Consider the following 16686-nt stretch of genomic DNA (forward strand, 5'->3'; position numbering starts at 1 on the left):
GAAAGAGACGTGGGCGCCAAGCTCGACTACCTCTTCAAGTTATACGGCGGCGACGGCCCGGGCTATGACTCAATCATCGCTTCCGGTCCGCGGTCTTCCTGGGCTCACGGGGTGGCCAGCGACCGCTTGATGCAAGAGCATGAACTGGTCGTAATTGACGCGGCCGCCTCATACAACGGCTACACCGCCGACATTACCAGAACTTACGCTTTGGGCAGCGTGGAAGACGAACTGGAAAAGATCTACAAGATCGTTTTGGAAGCCCAAAAGCGGGGGATTGCTGCCGCCGTTGTCGGGGCAACTGGCAAGGATGTTGACCAGGCAGCCCGCGGCTACATCAATGACGCTGGTTACGGGCAATACTTCGGTCACGGGATTGGCCACGGGATCGGCCTGGAAATCCACGAAATGTGCCAGCCGGAATTTTTGTTCAGCCAGACGACCCTGGAAAATGGAATCGTGCACACGGTTGAACCAGGCATCTACCTGCCGCAAGGCGGGGTTCGGATCGAAGATGATATTTTGGTTAACGGCGACATGCCGGAAGTTTTGTCAACTTTGCCAAAGGACGAACTCATTCACCTGTAAGATTATTTTTATGGTAAAATTTAGTGTTTATTGGTACAATTTAAGATGTAGAAATGGGGGATTTACCAGATGACAATGATTTCTGTTAACGAATTCAAGAACGGCCTCACGATCGAATACAACAACGACCTGTGGCGTATCGTTGAATTCCAGCACGTAAAGCCAGGTAAGGGTAGTGCCTTCGTTCGTTCAAAGCTGAAGAGCTTGCGGACCGGCGCTGTTCAAGAATACACCTTCCGTTCAACTGCCAAGGTTGAAACGGCCGACATTCAAACCCGGCAAATGCAATACCTTTACAACGACGGTTCAAGCTATGTCTTCATGGACACGGCAACTTACGAGCAATTGGAAGTGCCGAACGCCCAGATTGACCAGGAAGCCAAGTACCTGAAGGAAAACATGATTGTGAACATTATTTCCCACAATGGTGAAACCTTGGGTCTGGACCTGCCAAACACGGTTGACCTGGAAGTCGTTGAAACCGAACCAGGCATCCGCGGCGATACCTCATCAGGTGGTGGTAAGCCAGCTACGATGGAAACCGGTTTGGTTGTCACCGTGCCATTCTTTATTAACGTTGGTGACGTGCTGACGATCAACACTAGTGACGGTTCATACGTATCACGTTCTAAGTAGTAGTTTTCGAGGTGGAAAAATGGCTGATAATTCAACAATCGTTTTAAGCGGCAATGATGAGGGCGATCAAATCAAGATCGACCTGCAGGTACTCGAAGTCATTCTGGGCATTTCTGCTCAGAAGGTCGACGGCGTTGCCGGGATGCGCGGTGGCTTGAAGTCAGGCTTGAGCCGTGTCTTTGGCCGCGAGGATCGGGGCAAGGGAGTTGCCGTCTCTGTTGATGAAGACGGCGAACTGACGGCTGACGTTTACGTATATCTCAAGTACGGCGTCAACGTGCCAGCTGTTGCGGGCAAGATTCAAGAAGCTTTGAAGCAGCAGCTGACTCAGATGACGGATATGAATTTGAAGTCAATTGATGTTCATGTCGTTGGTCTCGTCTTCCCTGAAGATGAAAAGAACTTTGAAGATGCTGATCAACCATTATTCCCCGATCAAGAAGAAGATAAGTAATGAATCAACACGATAGTCGAAGAATTGCACTGCAAGCCATTTATCTGTACAACCAGGATCCCAGCTTGACGGCCAGTGAATTGGAAGATAATGTCAAGTCTGCTTTGGACTTGGATACTTTGCCGGCCTACAGCAAGGAACTGGTCAGCGGCGTGATCGACAAGCAGGCTGAACTGCGTGACAAGCTTTCCGCTAACTTGAAGCAAGGCTGGCGCTTGGAGCGGTTGAGCAAGACCAGCTTGGCGATTTTGGAAGTAGCCCTGTACGAAATGCTGTACAGCCCGGTTATTGAAGACCGGTCAGCCATCAACGAGGCTTTGAATTTGTGTGACGAGTTTGATGACCCGAAGTCAAAGGCCTTCATCAATGGCATATTGGCAAACTTTGTGCAAGAATAATCTTTAAGCCGGCGTTTTGCCGGCTTTTTTTCTTAAGGAGGCAATTTTGGGAGAAATTTTGGACGGGAAGAAGCTGGCCCGGGAATTAGGCGAAAAGTTAGGCAGCGAAGTGGCTTCCTTAAAAGAACACGGAGTCAGCCCTAAACTCTGCGTAATCAATATTGGTGATGACCCGGCCAGCAAGGTCTATGTCGCCTCCAAGAAACGGAAGGCTGAGAAACTGGGGATCAAGCAGCTGGTCTACCAATTGCCGGCTGATGAAAGTGAAGAAGATGTATTAAAGCTGATCGACAGCTTGAATGCCGACCCGGAAGTTTCCAGCTTGATGGTCCAATTGCCGGTTCCCCCGCAGATCAATGCTGACCGGGTAATCGAAAGAATCGATCCAGAGAAGGACGTTGACTGCTTGACTCCGGCTAATATCGGCCGCCTTTGGCAGGGCAAGCACTTTGTTGAACCAGCCACGGCTGCCGGCATTATTGCCCTCTTAGACCACTACCAAATTGACTTGACTGGCAAAAACGCCGTGATCGTCGGCCGGTCAAATATTGTTGGCAAACCTCTGGCCGCCTTGATGCTGGAAAGAAATGCTTCTGTTTCAATCCTGCACTCCCGCAGCCGGAACCTGGCTGACTTGACTAAGCGGGCCGATATCTTGGTCTGCGCGGTTGGCAAGGCGGAAATGATCAAGGCTGACATGGTCAAAGAAGGTGCCGTGGTGATCGATGTGGGCATCAACCGGGTAGACGGCCGCCTGGTCGGCGACGTTGATTTTGATTCCGTTAAAGAAAAGGCCAGCTGGATCACGCCAGTGCCCGGCGGGGTTGGTCCATTGACGGTAGAGTTTTTAATGGAAGAAGTCATTAAATTGACAAGGAGACAGCATGGACTCGATTAAGGGGACTGAAGAAAAGTACTTGACTGTCAGTGAATTAAATTGGTATGTCAAGCAGAAGTTTGACCGAGATCCCTACCTTCATCAAATTTTTCTCCAAGGGGAATTGTCGAATTTCCGCTTCCGCAGAGGTGGTCACCAGTACTTTTCTTTAAAAGACGACAAGTCTAAAATCAATGTGGTAATGTTCCGCGGTGATTTTGAGAAAGTCAAGTTTGAGCCTGAAGAAGGGATGAAGGTCTACGTGACCGGCCGCCTGTCAACTTATGAGGCCCAGGGCAGCTACCAGTTTTATGCCAAAAGCATGGAACCAGCCGGCTTGGGGGCCTTGTTTGAGCGCTTCAAGCAGCTGCAGGAGAAACTGGCTAAAGAAGGCCTTTTTGCCCAAGAGCACAAGCGGCCTCTGCCCCTTTTTCCAGATAAGATCGCGGTTGTGACTTCAGCCTCTGGGGCAGTCATCCACGACATCATGGTAACGGCTAACCGCCGCTTCCCGCACGCTGAAATCGACCTTTTCCCGGCCCAGGTGCAGGGAGAGGGCGCGGCCGGCAGCCTGGTTTCCGCCATGCAGCAGATTCAAGTCCGGGCAGATGAATATGACGTGCTCATTATCGGCCGGGGTGGCGGGTCGTTAGAAGACCTGTGGCCTTTTAACGAAGAAGAAGTGGTCCGGCAGGTTTACGCCATGAAAATGCCGGTGATTTCCTCAGTTGGCCACGAAACAGACACGACTCTTTGCGACCTGGCCGCCGATTGCCGGGCAGCTACGCCAACAGCAGCCGCTGAAATGGCGACGCCGGATCTGACCCGGGTCCTGGCTGAGATCGGCCAGCTGCAGACCAGGCTTTTGACTGATATCCGGGCCGTTATTCAGGTCCGGGCCCAGGCTTTGGCCCAGCTGGAAAATTCTTTTATCATGAAAGAACCCCAGCGCCTCTATGAGCAGAAAATGCAGCAGGTCGACCAATTGTCCCAGCAGCTGAACCGGATGATGGAAGTTATTGTCAAAGACCAAAGCCAAAAGCTCAGCCTTTTGACCCAGCGCCTTCAGCACCAGGCTCCAGACCGGCGGATCAAGCAGCTCAAGCAGGAAAATAATTACCTGGCCAAGAGCCTGGAGCTGGGGATCAAGCGGATTCTGGAGCAAAAGCAGGCCGCCTGCCGGCAGGCCGTCCAGCAGCTGGACGACTATAGTCCTTTAAAGACCCTGGCCCGGGGCTACAGCTACACGACTGACGCAAGCGGCACCGTGGTCAAGTCAGTTCAGCAATTGTCGCCAGGCGACCAGGTTCGCCTGCACTTAAAGGATGGCCAGGCGATCGGCCGGATTGAAGAAATTAAGGAAGAAAAAAATGACTGAAAAGAACAATTTTGAAAGTCAGCTCAAGGAGCTGCAGGAAATCGTTGGTCAGCTGGAAAATGGCCAGTTGTCATTAGAAGAATCATTGGCCCAGTTCCAAACTGGGGTCAAGCTGAGCCGGGAATTGAAGCAGGAATTGACCAAGGCGGAGAACACCGTGGCCAAGTTGATTGAATCAGATGGCAGCGAGAAGGAACTTGACCCAACTGATGCCTCAGCGCCAAAGGAATAAGATCATGACAACTTTTAAAGAATTTCAAGCTAAGTACACGCCGATAGTCAATGATTTTTTAAAGGGGCAACTGCCAAAGGAAAGCGATGACCCCCGCTTTGCCGAAATCATGGCTTATTCAGTCATGGCCGGGGGTAAGCGCCTGCGGCCCCTGCTTTTTTTGGCAACTTTGGACGCCTTGGGCATTGAAATCACGGAAAAAGAAATCCAGGCAGCCTGCGGCATTGAACTGATCCATACCTATTCTTTGATCCACGATGACCTGCCGGCCATGGACAATGATGACTATCGGCGGGGGAAATTGACCAGCCACAAGAAGTGGGGCGAGGCTGAAGCTATCTTGGCTGGGGATGCCCTCCAGCCCTTAGGCATCCAGTGGATCGCCCAGGCTGAACACAACTGGAAGCTGGTCGAGATCATCACTGAAGCAGTGGGTCCTAAGGGGATGGTGGCTGGCCAGTACCTGGACATCGACACCACCAACACTGAAGACAGCAGCGAAGAAGTAATTGACCATATGGAATGGCTGAAGACCGGCTGCTTGATTTTGGCCAGCGTCCAGATGGCCACGGCTTTAGCCGCTTGCCCAGACCAGCAGGCCCAAAAGTACCTGGCCTTTGCCAAGCACTTTGGTCGCTCTTACCAGCTCTATGATGACCTGGTAGATATCGTTGAAAGCCAGGAAGAAGCGGGCAAGGCGACCCATAAGGATCAAGAAGTTGGCAAGAACAACAGCTTGACCATGCTGGGGGCTGAAGCAACTAGACAGGAGCTCAAGCAGCTGATTGAAATGGGCAAGGCTGATCTGGCCGGGGAAAAGGCAGAAGTTTTGCTGGGCTTTTTGGATTTGTATCAGAAGGTGCTTTAATGGCAAGTAAAGAACGCGCGGACGTATTATTGGCCGCCAAGGGAATTTTTAACTCCAGAACCCAGGCGCAAAGAGCCATCATGGCGGGGCTGGTGACTGACCATAACCACCAGCGGATCGACAAGGCCGGGGAGAAGTTTCCGGTTGATGAAGAATTTTTCATTAAAAAAGACAAGCTCAAGTATGTTTCCCGGGGCGGCTTCAAATTAGAAAAAGCGGTCAAGGTCTGGAATATTGACTTAAAAGACAAGATCTGCCTGGATATTGGGGCTTCAACAGGGGGCTTTACCGACGTGGCCTTGCAAAACGGGGCCAAGCTGGTCTATGCCTTGGACGTGGGCTACAACCAACTGGCCTGGCAGCTTCGGGATGACCCCCGGGTGGTGGTGATGGAGCGACAGAACTTCCGCTACTCGGTTCCAGCCGACTTTACCGAAGGCCTGCCGGACTTTGCCATGACGGACGTGTCCTTTATTTCCCTGGACTTGATCATGCCGCCAATGTATGAAATCTTGAAAGACCAAGGGGATGCCGTCTGCTTGATCAAGCCCCAGTTTGAGGCAGGTCCGGAAAATGTCGGCAAGCACGGGATTGTCCGTGACCACGCGGTTCACCAAGCCGTGATTGAACACACCATGGTCAAGGCCCTGGAAATCGGCTTTTCCATTTTGGGCGTTGACTATTCGCCAATCAAGGGCGGCAAGGGGAATATTGAATTTTTGATTCACTTGAAAAAGGACCAGGCAAATCCAGGGCAGAATCTCTGGTCCGGCTCAGTCAGCGAGCTGGTTGACCGGGCTGCCCAGGGGCTGTAGAAAGGATGCTGTGGGACGCTTATGCTTGTGGAATTGGATATCCAAAATTTTGCCATCATTAAGAGTCTGAAAATCAAGTTTCAGCCGCAAATGACCGTCTTGATCGGGGAAACCGGGGCCGGCAAGTCCATCTTGATCGATGCACTCTCCCTTTTGCTAGGCCACCGGGCCCAAAAAGAAATGGTCAGATCTGGCCAGAGCAAGGCAGTAGTGACCGGCCTTTTTACCCTGCAAGACGATGAAATGCGGGAAGTTGAGCAGATTGCGGCTGATTACGGCCTGCCGATGGACGGCGATGACTTGATCATCAGCCGGGAGATCTCCAGCAAGGGCCGCAACGTCATCCGGATCAACGGGCAACTGACCACCATCACTGCTTTGGCAAAAATCGGCGAGTACCTCGTCGACATCCATGGCCAAAATGACCAGCAGATGCTGATGGACCAAAGCCGGCAGATTGACCTGGTTGATGAATACGCGGGCAAGGACTTTAAGCCCCTTTTAGCCAAGTACCAAGCTGAATACCAGTCCTGGCTGGCCCTCAACCAGCGCCTGGAGCACTTGCGCCGCGACAGCCGGGAACTGGCCCAGCGCCAGGACATTCTTCAGTTCCAGGTCGAAGAACTCACCCAGGCAGATCTGACGGATGAACATGAAGACCAGGATTTGGAAGATGAGTTCAACAAGCTGAACAACTACCAAAAGATTGCCGAATCCGCCAACTTCATGATCCAGCTTTTTGACGACGACGAGCACGGCTTGACCAGCCTGCTGGGGGATGCCCAGGGGACGGCAGAAGACTTAGCTGACCTGGACAAGGACTTCAAGAACGTGGCCCAGTCCATTACTGACGGGGTATATTCGCTGAGCGATGCCCGTTCAGAACTTGGCGACATCATGGACAGCCTGGAATTTGACGAAGAGCGCTATCAGTATGTGCAAAACCGCCTGGACCTCTTAAACAACTTGAAGAAGAAGTATGGTCCAAGCCTGGCTGACGTCTTTAATTTTTATGAAAAAGTCTCCCAGGAACTCAGCCAGTTTGAAACTGGCGGCCTTGACGAGGAAGAACTGGTCAAGCAGATTGCAGCCGTTGAGGAAAAAATGTCAGTCCTGGCTAGCGACCTCCACCAGGCCAGAGAAGCTACAGCCTTGAAGCTGGAAGAAGCAATCAAGCATGAACTGGCCGATCTGTACATGGACAAGGCCCGCTTCTCCATCCGCTTTGCTAAGACCGACATTTTCACGGTCAAGGGGACGGACGACCTGGCCTTCTACATCGCGCCAAACCCAGGCGAAGAATTGATGCCTTTGGTTAAGATCGTTTCTGGCGGGGAACAGTCCCGGCTGATTTTGGCCTTGAAGGCTATCTTCTCCCGGGTTGAACCGGTCGGCACCATGGTCTTTGACGAAATTGACACCGGGGTTTCCGGCCGAGTGGCAGCGGCTATCGGCAAGAAGATGCACGCAATTGCCGGCCAAAAGCAGGTTATTGCCATCACTCACTCTCCGCAGGTAGCGGCCAGTGCCGATCACCGCTTTGCTATCGCCAAGACCGTTGCAGAAGGCGAGACCTTTACTCAGGTCAAGGAGCTTGATGAAGACAGCAGCGTCAAGATGATCGCCCAGATGATGGCCGGTGCCAATGTCAGTGAGGCAGCTGAGCAAAACGCTGCTGACTTGATTGCCAGCCAGCAACAAGATTAAAAAACAGCTAGAAGAAATAAGCAAAAAATTACTCTCTTGCCAAAAGGCAAGAGAGTTTTTTGCATGCTAATGGGAAGAAAACATAATTTTCACTTTATCCGCAGGTAAAAATTATTGACAATGGATAATCTCTATTTTAATATGATTTTAAAGAAGTTTCCAGAAAAAGTGATGTGTTTCTGGAAACAGTGTAAAATCTGCAAGAAAGAGAGGACGAAAAAATGAGATCCATAAAAAATAAAGCGCCGCTGGCTTTGGCGGCCCTGTCAATGGTTATGCTGACTGCCTGCGGTAAATCCAGCAGTCAAGGCAGCAAGAAGCAGGAATTCTCTTGGTCAGCTTCAGCTGAAATTTCGACCATCGACATGTCCAAGGCCAGCGATACCGTCAGCTTCGACCAGCTCAGAAACACGATGGAAGGCTTGTACCGGACTGGCAAAAATGGCAAGCTGATGCCAGGCTTAGCCACCAGCAGCACCGTTTCCAAGGACGGCAAGACCTATACTTTTACCCTGCGCAAGTCCAAGTGGAGCGACGGCAGTCCGGTTACAGCCAAGGACTTTGTCTATTCCTGGCGAAGAACGGTCGACCCCAAGACGGCTTCAGAATATGCCTACTTGTTTGAAGGCATCAAAAATGCCACGGCAATTACTGCCGGCAAGAAGCCTTTATCCAGCCTGGGTATTAAGGCAGAAGGCGACTACAAGCTGGTCGTGACTTTGGACCGGCGGATTCCATACTTCAAGAATTTGATGGCCTTCGCCCTCTTCTTCCCGCAGGCGGAAAAGGCTGTCAAGAAGTACGGGTCAAACTACGGGACAGCTTCAAAGTACATGCTTTATAACGGCCCGTATGTTCAAAAGGGCTGGACGGGTTCCAACCTCTCCTGGAAGATGGTCAAGAACAAGTACTACTGGGACAAGAAGAATGTCAAAATCCAGCAGATTGACTGGAGCGTGCAGAAGACGCCGTCAACTGCCTACAACCTCTACCAGTCAAACAAGCTGGACGCCCTCAGCCTGGACTCTTCCCAGACCAAGCAACTGTCTAAAAAGCCTGGCTTCCAGCTGATTAACAACGGTGGGACGGCCTATCTGCAATACAACCTGCAAGAAGACAAGAACCTGGCCAACGTCAACATCCGCCGGGCAATCTCTATGGCGATTGACCGCTCTGGTCTCTGCAGCACTTTAGGCGGCAACAACCAGCCAGCCAAGACCTTTACGGCCAAGGGCGTAATGTATGTCGGTGACAGTGAATACACCAGCGGCGTTGCCAAGAGCTCAGAAGCTTACAACAAGTACAGCAAAACTGAAGCCAAGAAGCTCTTTAATAAGGGCCTGGCAGAACTGGGCAAGTCATCCATCACGATTTCCATCATGGCTGATGACACTGATTCCGGCAAGAAGACGGTTGAAGCCCTGCAGAGCGAATTAACTCAGACTCTGGGCAAGATCAAGGTTGAAACCACGACCGTGCCGTTTAAGACCCGGATGGCCCGCCGGGAAGAAGGGAAGTTCGACGTCATGGTTTCCACCTGGATCGCCGACTTCAACGACGCTATTTCCTTCCTGGACCTCCTGACCAGCAACAACAGCAGAAACTACGGCAAGTGGTCTAACAGCGAATACGACCGCTTGATCGCTGATTCCAAGACGACCGGCGACAGCAGCCAGCGGGTGAGCGACTTGCAAAAAGCTGAAGCCATCTTACTTGAGGATGAAGGGATCACCCCAATCTACTACATCTCAACTGCTTACTTGATCAGACCGGAAATCAAGAACGTCTATAACGACAACCTGGGCGGTTGGCAGTTCAAGTACGCCAGCGTAAAGTAACGAAAGATAAACAAGAACATAAGTGCAAAAAGAGTCTGGAGAAAACAGACCCTTTTTTGCTTTAAGGCAGCTCAACTGTTAAAATGTCATTAATGTCAAGCAGGTAAAAAATCTTGTTGTCGGCGTCACGGAAAACGAAGCGGCTGGGTGAAATCCGCTTAGTGATCTTGCCGACCCGCCAGCTGCCATCATTCAAGGTGACCAGAAGATACTGCCTTTTCAAGAAGGCCAGCTGCAGCTTGGCTAAGTTAACGGCCAGGCTGTCGCCGCGGAGGGTGAGCCGGTCTTCGTCATAGGCAAAGAGATAATGAAAGGCCTTCTTGAGGGGCTGGGCGGCTTGTCTGGCAAAAGTTTGAAATTGGGACATGATGAAGACTCCTTTAAGTAAATAATTTTCGAACGCCTGTTTGTAAACATATTATACGAACGAATATTCGAAAAAGCAAGCCCCTTTTTTAAAAAAGCTTTTTTCGGCCTTAAGACTTGATCAGAAGGCGCTTATGGTCCAAAATAGAATTACTAGTCAAAAAAAGGAGCTATCATGGCAGATAAAGGATTACTGTTGGTTTTGTCCGGCCCGTCCGGGGTTGGCAAGGGAACCGTCAAAAGCGCAATTGTTGAACACAAGGTCTTTCCCTTCGAATACTCAGTCTCAATGACTACCCGCAAGCCCCGTGAAGGCGAAGTGAACGGGAAAGACTACTACTTCGTGACCAGAGAAGAATTCAAGCAGGCCATCGCTGACAATCAGCTGCTGGAATACAACGAATACGTTGGCAACCTTTACGGCACCCCTTTGGGTCCGGTCAAGGAAATGCTGGCTGCCGGCAAGGATGTTCTGCTGGAAATCGATGTCAACGGGGCCAGAACGGTTCGCCAACAAATGCCAGATGGCGTCTTTATTTTCTTGACGCCGCCTGACCTGCACACCTTAAGAGACCGGCTGGAACACCGGGGCACTGAATCCGAAGACGTGATTCGGGGCAGAATTGCCCAAGCGCGCAAGGAAATTCTGGTGATGCAGGACTATGACTACGCGGTAGTCAACGACACTGTTGCTAACGCCGTCAACCACATTAAAGCAATCGTTGACGCTGAACACGTCAGCGTCAAGCGCGTGATCGACGATTATCGGAAAATGGTTAAGGAGGACTAAGATGAGAATTACCTATCCATCAATTGACAAGCTGCTAGATGAAATCGATTCAAGATACTCACTGTCAGTTCTGGCTGCCAAGCGGGCTCACGAATTGGAAGCCGGCAAGCCGGGCGCTTTGGACAACTACCACAACTTGAAGCCAGTCGGCCAAGCATTGGAAGAAATTGCTGCCGGCAAGGTAACGATTGACGTTGAACCTCACGGTGAAGCCGAAGAATAATCCTTGAAGAGGAGCGGACCTGAAGCCCGCTCCTTTTTTAGCGTTAAGAAAGGGGTGAAAGACTTGATCGCAGAAGTTATCGTCGATGTGGCCGCCCATCAGACCGACCGCGTTTTTGAATACCATATCCCTGATGGCCTGGAAGCTGAAGTTGGCAGCCGGGTGGTAGTACCTTTTGGCCGCCGCAAGGTCCAGGGCTTTGTCGTTGCCGTGAAAAAAAGCAGTGACTTTACCGGCCAATTAAAGGACCTGCTTTTAGTGGTCGATGAAATGCCACCTTTGACTCCCGAGCTGGTTGCCTTGTCCAGCGACTTAGCCCAGCAGATTTTTGCCTACCGGATCAGCATCTTGAAAACCATGCTGCCGGGCGTCATGCGGGCCAATTACCGGAAAATCCTCCTGCCAAACAGCCAGCGGGCAGAGCAGCTGCCCCTTTTTGCCGGGGATCCGGTAGATTTGGCTAAGCTGGAAGAGCCGCGCTTGATCAAGCTGGTCAAGCAGCTCCTTGACAAGGGGGATGCCAGGATTGAATACCTGGTTGAAAACAAGGCTAAAAAGAAGCTGGTTTCGGTCTACTATCCTCTGTTAACTGCTCTTGATTACCAGGAGATTTTTGCAAAAAGCAGGAAGACGGCCAGCCAGCAAAGGAAATTGCTGGTCGATTTGGCCGAGAACATGGCTGACTATCCAAAAAGCCGGGAGCAGTTGACCGGCCTGGGCATCAGTTCAGCTACTTTGAAAACGGCTGTCAGCAAAAAATGGCTGCAGGAAAAAGAGCAGGAAAAATACCGGCGGCCAACCAAGCCGGTTGCGCCCAGCCGCCCCCTGGACTTAAATGACGAGCAGGCCGCGGCCTTAAGCCGGGTCAGCCAGGACATCAAGGGCCGGGTCAGCCAGACCTTTCTTTTGGAAGGGGTGACCGGTTCCGGGAAAACCGAAGTCTACCTGCAGGCGATCAGCCAGACTTTAACCTTGGGCAGGACAGCCTTGATGCTGGTGCCGGAAATTTCCCTGACCCCCCAGATGGTCAAGCAGGTTCAGGCCCGCTTTGGCCAGCAGGTGGCGGTTTTGCACTCGGCCTTGTCGGAAGGGGAGCGCTATGATGAATGGCGCAGGATCCGCCGGGGCCAGGCCCAGGTGGTCGTGGGTGCCAGAAGCGCGGTTTTTGCCCCTTTGGACAATCTGGGCTTGATTATTATCGATGAGGAGCATGAAGGCTCCTATAAGCAGGACAATAATCCCCGCTACCATGCTCGGGACGTGGCGATTTGGCGGTCCCGCTACCACCACTGCCCCTTGATTTTGGGCAGCGCGACTCCGTCTTTGGCCAGCCGGGCCCGGGCCCAAAAGGGCGTCTACCAGCTTTTGCGCTTAAAAAAGCGGGCCAAGAGCCAGCCCCTGCCGCGAGTCGACTTGCTTGACTTAAAGCACGTGCAGTTTGCCGGCAGCCAGTTTGACATCTCTTGTCCTTTGGCTGAGGCGATTCAAAAGCGGCTGGAGAAAAAAGAGCAGGTGATTCTGCTTTTAAACCGGCGGGGCTTTGCCAACTTCATGCTCTGCCGCAATTGCGGCTTTGTTTTGAAGTGCCCCAACTGCGACTTGTCCTTGACCATGCACAAGGATACTTGGACCATGCAATGCCACTACTGCGGCTACCAAGAAGCTGTTCCGGAAATTTGCCCAAACTGCCGGGACCGGCAGATCCGCTTTTTAGGAACGGGGACGCAGAAGGTGCAAGAAGAGCTGGCTGAGCTTTTTCCTCAAGCCAAAATTCTCCGCATGGACGTCGACACGACCCGGAGAAAGGGCAGCTATGACAAGATTTTGACCAGTTTTGGCCAGGGAGAAGCCGATATCTTGCTGGGCACGCAGATGATTGCCAAGGGACTGGACTTCCCCAACGTGACTTTGGTTGGGGTGATCAATGCCGACACCGGCTTGTGGCTGCCCGACTACAATGCTTCTGAGCGGACTTTTGAATTGCTCACGCAAGTTGCTGGCCGGGCCGGGCGGGCTGATAAGGAAGGGCAGGTCATGATCCAGACTTATAATCCGGACCACTATGCCATCCGCCTGGCCCAAAAGCAGGACTATGAGCTTTTTTATGCCAAAGAAATGCAGGTCCGCCATGCCGGCGACTACCCGCCTTACTTTTACACGGTCTTAATCTCCGTTTCGGCCAAAAATGAGCAAAACGCGGCTAGGGAGGCTTTTAAAATCAAGCACCAATTGCAAAGAGAGTTGCGGGCGCCAACCATTATCCTTGGTCCGGCTCCGGCAACAATCAGCCGCTTAAAGAGCCAGTATTATTACCAAATACTGGTAAAATATAAAAGAGAAAAACACTTAAATGAGCTCTTGCACCAGATCCAGGACCAGGCCCAGGAAGTGAAAAAGTACGGCCTGACTGTTGAGATCGATTCAGAGCCAGAGAGAATTATGTAAAGGAACAATAAACGTGAATTCAGTAATCTTTTTAGGGACGCCGCAATTCGGCGCTACAGTTTTGGAAGGCCTGATCAAGGCCGGTTATAATATTTTGGCCGTGGTAACCCAGCCAGACAAGAAGGTTGGCCGCAAGCAGAAGGTTGTCTTTTCTCCGGTTAAGGAAGTGGCTTTGGCCAACAACTTGCCCCTTTATCAGCCAGTCCGTCTGTCTAAGTCAGCTGAACTTGATGAATTGCTGCAGCTTGAAGCAGATTTCATCATCACTGCTGCCTTTGGCCAGTTTTTGCCGACAAAATTTCTAAAGTCAGCTAAAATCGCGGCCGTCAACGTGCACGGGTCCCTTTTGCCGAAATACCGGGGCGGGGCACCGATCCAGTATGCAGTCAGAAACGGGGATGCCGAAACCGGGGTGACCATCATGGAAATGGTCAAAGAAATGGACGCCGGCGACATGTACGCCCAGGCCAGCCTGCCGATCAGACCAGATGAAACCAGCGGGGAAGTTTTCGCGGAACTGGCTCCTCTTGGCCGGGACCTGCTTTTGGAAACTCTGCCAAAGATTGCTAGTGGCGAAATTGTCAAAAAGCCGCAAGATCCAAGCCAGGTAGTCTTTTCTCCAACCATCAGCAAGGCTGAGGAGAGAATTTCCTTGAAATTGACGGCCAAGGAGGCCAAGGACTTGATCCGGGCCCTCAACCCGGACCCCGGCGCCTACCTGGTCATCAAGGGCCAGCGCTTAAAGGTTTGGAAGGCGGAAGTAGCTGATGACAATACCAGTCTGCCAGCTGGCCACCTCTTGACCAACCAGGGCCGCTTTGCCATCAGCTTTGCCGGCAACACGGTCTTGAACCTGCTTGAAGTCCAGCCAAATGGCAAGAAGGCCATGGCCATCAAGGACTTTTTGAACGGGCAGGGGAAGAAGTTTGCAGCAGGAGAAAAGATCGTAGATGAAGACTAACGCCCGCACCGTGGCCCTGGACACCTTGATGAAGGTTATCAACCAGGGCTCATATTCAAACATCAGCTTAAACCACGCTCTGAAAGCGGCGAAGCTGCCGGCCGAAGAGAGCCGGCTGGCTACCAACTTGGTCTATGGAACCATCCAATACCAGCTTTACCTGGAATACCAGCTTAAGGACCTGGTCAAGGCCCGGCTGAGAGAGCCGTATATCAAGCCACTATTATTGATGTCGGCCTACCAGATCTTCTTTTTGGACAAGGTACCGGACCGGGCAGTCTTAGACGAAGCCAACAAGCTGGCCAAGGCTTATGGCCGGCCTAAGTCCAGCGGCTACCGCCTGGTCAACGGGATCTTGCGCTCGCTATTGCGGCGGGGGGAAGTCCTGCCGGAAAAAGACGCGCCAGACTATCTCAGCGTGAAGTGCAGCATGCCCCTTTGGCTGAGTGACTATTTCGTGGCCAACTGGGGCAAGAGCCGGGCGGAAAAAATCATGGCCAGCTTCAACAGCAAGGCCAAAAACGAAATCCGGATTTCTGCTTTGGCTGATGAAAAAAGAGTCGTCCGGGACCTGGACCGGGCACATTTTGCTCCTAAGGAGTCGCCTTTGGCCAGCCGCAGCTATGCCTTAAGCCGGGGCGGAATCGTTTTGACCGACTTTTTCAAAGATGGTGAAGTTACGGTGCAAGACGAAGCAGCCAGCCTGGTAGCGGAAGCCTTTGACTTTAAGGGAAACGAACAGGCCCTTGATGCCTGCAGCGCCCCGGGCGGCAAGACCATCCAAATAGCTGAACAAGTGCCAGAAGGACAAGTTACGGCCCTGGATATCCATGAAAAGAAATTGCGCCTGGTCAAGGAAAATGCCGCCAGAATGCGGGTTGCTGATCGGGTCAAGGTCAAAGCTTTGGACGCGCGGAAGGCAAGGGAGTATTTTTCCGGGCAAGAATTTGATAAGATATTGATAGACGCACCATGTTCCGGTCTGGGACTGCTGCGCCGCAAGCCGGAAATCCGCTATACGAAAACGGCGGAAGACATCAGCCATTTGGCTGAGATCCAACTGGATATTTTGAATGAAGTAGCCGGCTTGCTGAAAAAGGGCGGGGAGTTAGTCTACTCCACCTGCTCAATCTCTGTAGAAGAAAACGAAGAAAACGTGCGGAAATTTTTAGCCGCGCATCCAGATTTTGCATTGAAACCATTTGAAACGGCAAAGATCTCGGCTCCCAAAGGGATGCTGAAGATCCTGCCCGACAGCTACAACAGTGATGGATTTTTCATTGCCAAGTTTACGACAAGGGGTTAGTACTTGTGATTAAAACGGCATTTGCTTCAAGCATTGGTAGAGTTAGAGAGAGCAATCAAGACTTCGTGCAGATTTTTCAAAATCGCGTTGGGGTAACCATGGCCATCGTCTGCGATGGGATGGGAGGTCACCAGGGCGGCGACGTGGCATCCACGATGGCGGTCAGCCACCTGGGCCACAACTTCGCCAATACCGACCTGCACGACAAGAATCTGGCCAGAAAGTGGCTGGACGTCCAGCTGCGCTCAGAAAACGAAACGATTCTGAAGGCCGCAGACCGCTTCCCTGATTTGAATGGGATGGGGACGACGATTGTCCTGGCAATTTTCTTTGACCAGGAAGTCTTGATTGCCCACCTGGGCGACTCCCGGGCCTACAGCTACTCTGAAGGGAATTTCCGCCAAATCACCGAAGACCACTCCTTAGTCAACGAACTGGTCAAGATGGGGCAGATCACCAAAGAACAGGCGAAGACCCACCCTCAGAAAAATATCATCACTCAAGCCTTAGGCGTTTCAAGCACTATTGATCCGGAATATAATGAACTTGAAATGAAGACTGACGACGTGTTCCTTCTCTGTACTGACGGCTTGACCAATTCCCTATCGGATCCTTTGATTCAACAGGTTTTGGCAACCAAGGGCCTAAACCTGCAGGAGAGGTGCAACAAGTTGGTCAATGAAGCCAATCGTCTGGGCGGCGGCGACAATATTACCGTCTGCCTGGCCGTAAATGAGGAGGATGGCGCGAGTGATCAATAAAGGTTATTTGCTCGGAGACCGCTACCGGATCGTCGACACCCTG

The 16686-nt window shown here is 51.8% G+C and carries 18 protein-coding genes; 17 read left to right on the forward strand and 1 reads right to left on the reverse strand.

The genetic code is table 11. The annotated features are described in order from the left end of the window. From ACI32D_RS00325 to ACI32D_RS00375, 11 genes are all read left to right on the forward strand, one after another. A partial coding sequence (locus ACI32D_RS00325) for a M24 family metallopeptidase (protein WP_439774697.1) occupies positions 1-588 on the forward strand: 588 nt, incomplete at its 5' end. Between the two features lie 69 nt (positions 589-657). After that, a complete protein-coding gene (gene efp, locus ACI32D_RS00330; RefSeq protein WP_035174949.1) occupies positions 658-1224 on the forward strand; it encodes an elongation factor P in 567 nt (188 codons plus the stop codon). Between the two features lie 19 nt (positions 1225-1243). Beyond that, positions 1244-1678, forward strand: coding sequence for an Asp23/Gls24 family envelope stress response protein (locus tag ACI32D_RS00335; protein ID WP_004560645.1), 435 nt, complete (start codon positions 1244-1246; stop codon positions 1676-1678). Further along, a complete protein-coding gene (gene nusB, locus ACI32D_RS00340; protein WP_439774698.1) occupies positions 1678-2076 on the forward strand; it encodes a transcription antitermination factor NusB in 399 nt (132 codons plus the stop codon). The genes ACI32D_RS00335 and nusB overlap by 1 nt, the downstream gene beginning before the upstream one ends. Positions 2077-2122: 46 nt before the next feature. Then, positions 2123-2974 carry a bifunctional methylenetetrahydrofolate dehydrogenase/methenyltetrahydrofolate cyclohydrolase gene (locus tag ACI32D_RS00345; RefSeq protein WP_439774699.1) on the forward strand — a complete coding sequence of 284 codons (852 nt, stop codon included), beginning with the start codon at positions 2123-2125 and terminating at the stop codon, positions 2972-2974. After that, complete coding sequence (gene xseA, locus ACI32D_RS00350; RefSeq protein ID WP_439774700.1) at positions 2961-4331, forward strand: exodeoxyribonuclease VII large subunit; 1371 nt, start codon at positions 2961-2963, stop codon at positions 4329-4331. The genes ACI32D_RS00345 and xseA overlap by 14 nt, the downstream gene beginning before the upstream one ends. Beyond that, positions 4324-4563, forward strand: a complete 240-nt coding sequence (locus tag ACI32D_RS00355; protein WP_002879682.1) for an exodeoxyribonuclease VII small subunit — start codon at positions 4324-4326, stop codon at positions 4561-4563. The genes xseA and ACI32D_RS00355 overlap by 8 nt, the downstream gene beginning before the upstream one ends. Positions 4564-4567: 4 nt before the next feature. Next, positions 4568-5431, forward strand: a complete 864-nt coding sequence (locus ACI32D_RS00360; RefSeq protein WP_439774701.1) for a polyprenyl synthetase family protein — start codon at positions 4568-4570, stop codon at positions 5429-5431. Continuing rightward, a complete protein-coding gene (locus tag ACI32D_RS00365) occupies positions 5431-6246 on the forward strand; it encodes a TlyA family RNA methyltransferase (RefSeq protein WP_439774702.1) in 816 nt (271 codons plus the stop codon). The genes ACI32D_RS00360 and ACI32D_RS00365 overlap by 1 nt, the downstream gene beginning before the upstream one ends. A 21-nt stretch (positions 6247-6267) precedes the next feature. Continuing rightward, on the forward strand, positions 6268-7953 hold the full coding sequence (gene recN, locus ACI32D_RS00370) for a DNA repair protein RecN (RefSeq protein ID WP_439774703.1): 1686 nt from the start codon (positions 6268-6270) through the stop codon (positions 7951-7953). Positions 7954-8174: 221 nt separating this feature from the next. After that, positions 8175-9791: a peptide ABC transporter substrate-binding protein gene (locus tag ACI32D_RS00375; RefSeq protein WP_439774704.1), complete on the forward strand. Its 1617-nt coding sequence runs from the start codon at positions 8175-8177 to the stop codon at positions 9789-9791. Positions 9792-9852: 61 nt separating this feature from the next. On the opposite strand, the gene ACI32D_RS00380 is transcribed toward ACI32D_RS00375, so the two are convergent. Beyond that, positions 9853-10158: a hypothetical protein gene (locus ACI32D_RS00380; RefSeq protein WP_439774705.1), complete on the reverse strand. Its 306-nt coding sequence runs from the start codon at positions 10156-10158 to the stop codon at positions 9853-9855. A 174-nt stretch (positions 10159-10332) separates the two neighbouring features. Between ACI32D_RS00380 and gmk the strand changes: the two genes are divergently transcribed. From gmk to ACI32D_RS00410, 6 genes are all read left to right on the forward strand, one after another. Then, positions 10333-10947 carry a guanylate kinase gene (gmk, locus tag ACI32D_RS00385; protein ID WP_300616186.1) on the forward strand — a complete coding sequence of 205 codons (615 nt, stop codon included), beginning with the start codon at positions 10333-10335 and terminating at the stop codon, positions 10945-10947. A 1-nt stretch (position 10948) separates the two neighbouring features. Beyond that, complete coding sequence (rpoZ, locus tag ACI32D_RS00390; protein ID WP_439774706.1) at positions 10949-11170, forward strand: DNA-directed RNA polymerase subunit omega; 222 nt, start codon at positions 10949-10951, stop codon at positions 11168-11170. A 63-nt stretch (positions 11171-11233) separates the two neighbouring features. Then, entirely contained in the window at positions 11234-13615 is a 2382-nt protein-coding gene (priA, locus tag ACI32D_RS00395) for a primosomal protein N' (RefSeq protein WP_439774707.1), read from the forward strand. A gap of 13 nt (positions 13616-13628) precedes the next feature. Next, positions 13629-14576 (forward strand): methionyl-tRNA formyltransferase, encoded by a 948-nt coding sequence (gene fmt, locus ACI32D_RS00400; RefSeq protein ID WP_439774708.1) that lies wholly within the window; start codon positions 13629-13631, stop codon positions 14574-14576. After that, a complete protein-coding gene (gene rsmB / locus ACI32D_RS00405; RefSeq protein WP_439774709.1) occupies positions 14566-15882 on the forward strand; it encodes a 16S rRNA (cytosine(967)-C(5))-methyltransferase RsmB in 1317 nt (438 codons plus the stop codon). Before fmt ends, rsmB begins: the two co-directional genes overlap by 11 nt. Positions 15883-15887: 5 nt before the next feature. Continuing rightward, positions 15888-16643, forward strand: a complete 756-nt coding sequence (locus tag ACI32D_RS00410; RefSeq protein WP_270447708.1) for a Stp1/IreP family PP2C-type Ser/Thr phosphatase — start codon at positions 15888-15890, stop codon at positions 16641-16643. The last annotated feature ends 43 nt before the right edge of the window (positions 16644-16686 follow it).

Origin of the sequence: Lactobacillus sp. (assembly GCF_051873315.1) — a bacterium.
In the GTDB taxonomy this organism is placed as follows: Bacteria; Bacillota; Bacilli; order Lactobacillales; family Lactobacillaceae; genus Lactobacillus.

Excerpts from the sequence above, each read along its gene's own strand:
- efp (WP_035174949.1), top strand. The coding sequence starts at position 658 with ATGACAATGATTTCTGTTAACGAATTCAAGAACGGCCTCACGATCGAA.
- ACI32D_RS00335 (WP_004560645.1), top strand. The coding sequence starts at position 1,244 with ATGGCTGATAATTCAACAATCGTTTTAAGCGGCAATGATGAGGGCGAT.
- nusB (WP_439774698.1), top strand. The coding sequence starts at position 1,678 with ATGAATCAACACGATAGTCGAAGAATTGCACTGCAAGCCATTTATCTG.
- xseA (WP_439774700.1), top strand. The coding sequence starts at position 2,961 with ATGGACTCGATTAAGGGGACTGAAGAAAAGTACTTGACTGTCAGTGAA.
- ACI32D_RS00355 (WP_002879682.1), top strand. The coding sequence starts at position 4,324 with ATGACTGAAAAGAACAATTTTGAAAGTCAGCTCAAGGAGCTGCAGGAA.
- ACI32D_RS00360 (WP_439774701.1), top strand. The coding sequence starts at position 4,568 with ATGACAACTTTTAAAGAATTTCAAGCTAAGTACACGCCGATAGTCAAT.
- ACI32D_RS00365 (WP_439774702.1), top strand. The coding sequence starts at position 5,431 with ATGGCAAGTAAAGAACGCGCGGACGTATTATTGGCCGCCAAGGGAATT.
- recN (WP_439774703.1), top strand. The coding sequence starts at position 6,268 with ATGCTTGTGGAATTGGATATCCAAAATTTTGCCATCATTAAGAGTCTG.
- ACI32D_RS00375 (WP_439774704.1), top strand. The coding sequence starts at position 8,175 with ATGAGATCCATAAAAAATAAAGCGCCGCTGGCTTTGGCGGCCCTGTCA.
- ACI32D_RS00380 (WP_439774705.1), bottom strand. The coding sequence starts at position 10,158 with ATGTCCCAATTTCAAACTTTTGCCAGACAAGCCGCCCAGCCCCTCAAG.
- gmk (WP_300616186.1), top strand. The coding sequence starts at position 10,333 with ATGGCAGATAAAGGATTACTGTTGGTTTTGTCCGGCCCGTCCGGGGTT.
- rpoZ (WP_439774706.1), top strand. The coding sequence starts at position 10,949 with ATGAGAATTACCTATCCATCAATTGACAAGCTGCTAGATGAAATCGAT.
- rsmB (WP_439774709.1), top strand. The coding sequence starts at position 14,566 with ATGAAGACTAACGCCCGCACCGTGGCCCTGGACACCTTGATGAAGGTT.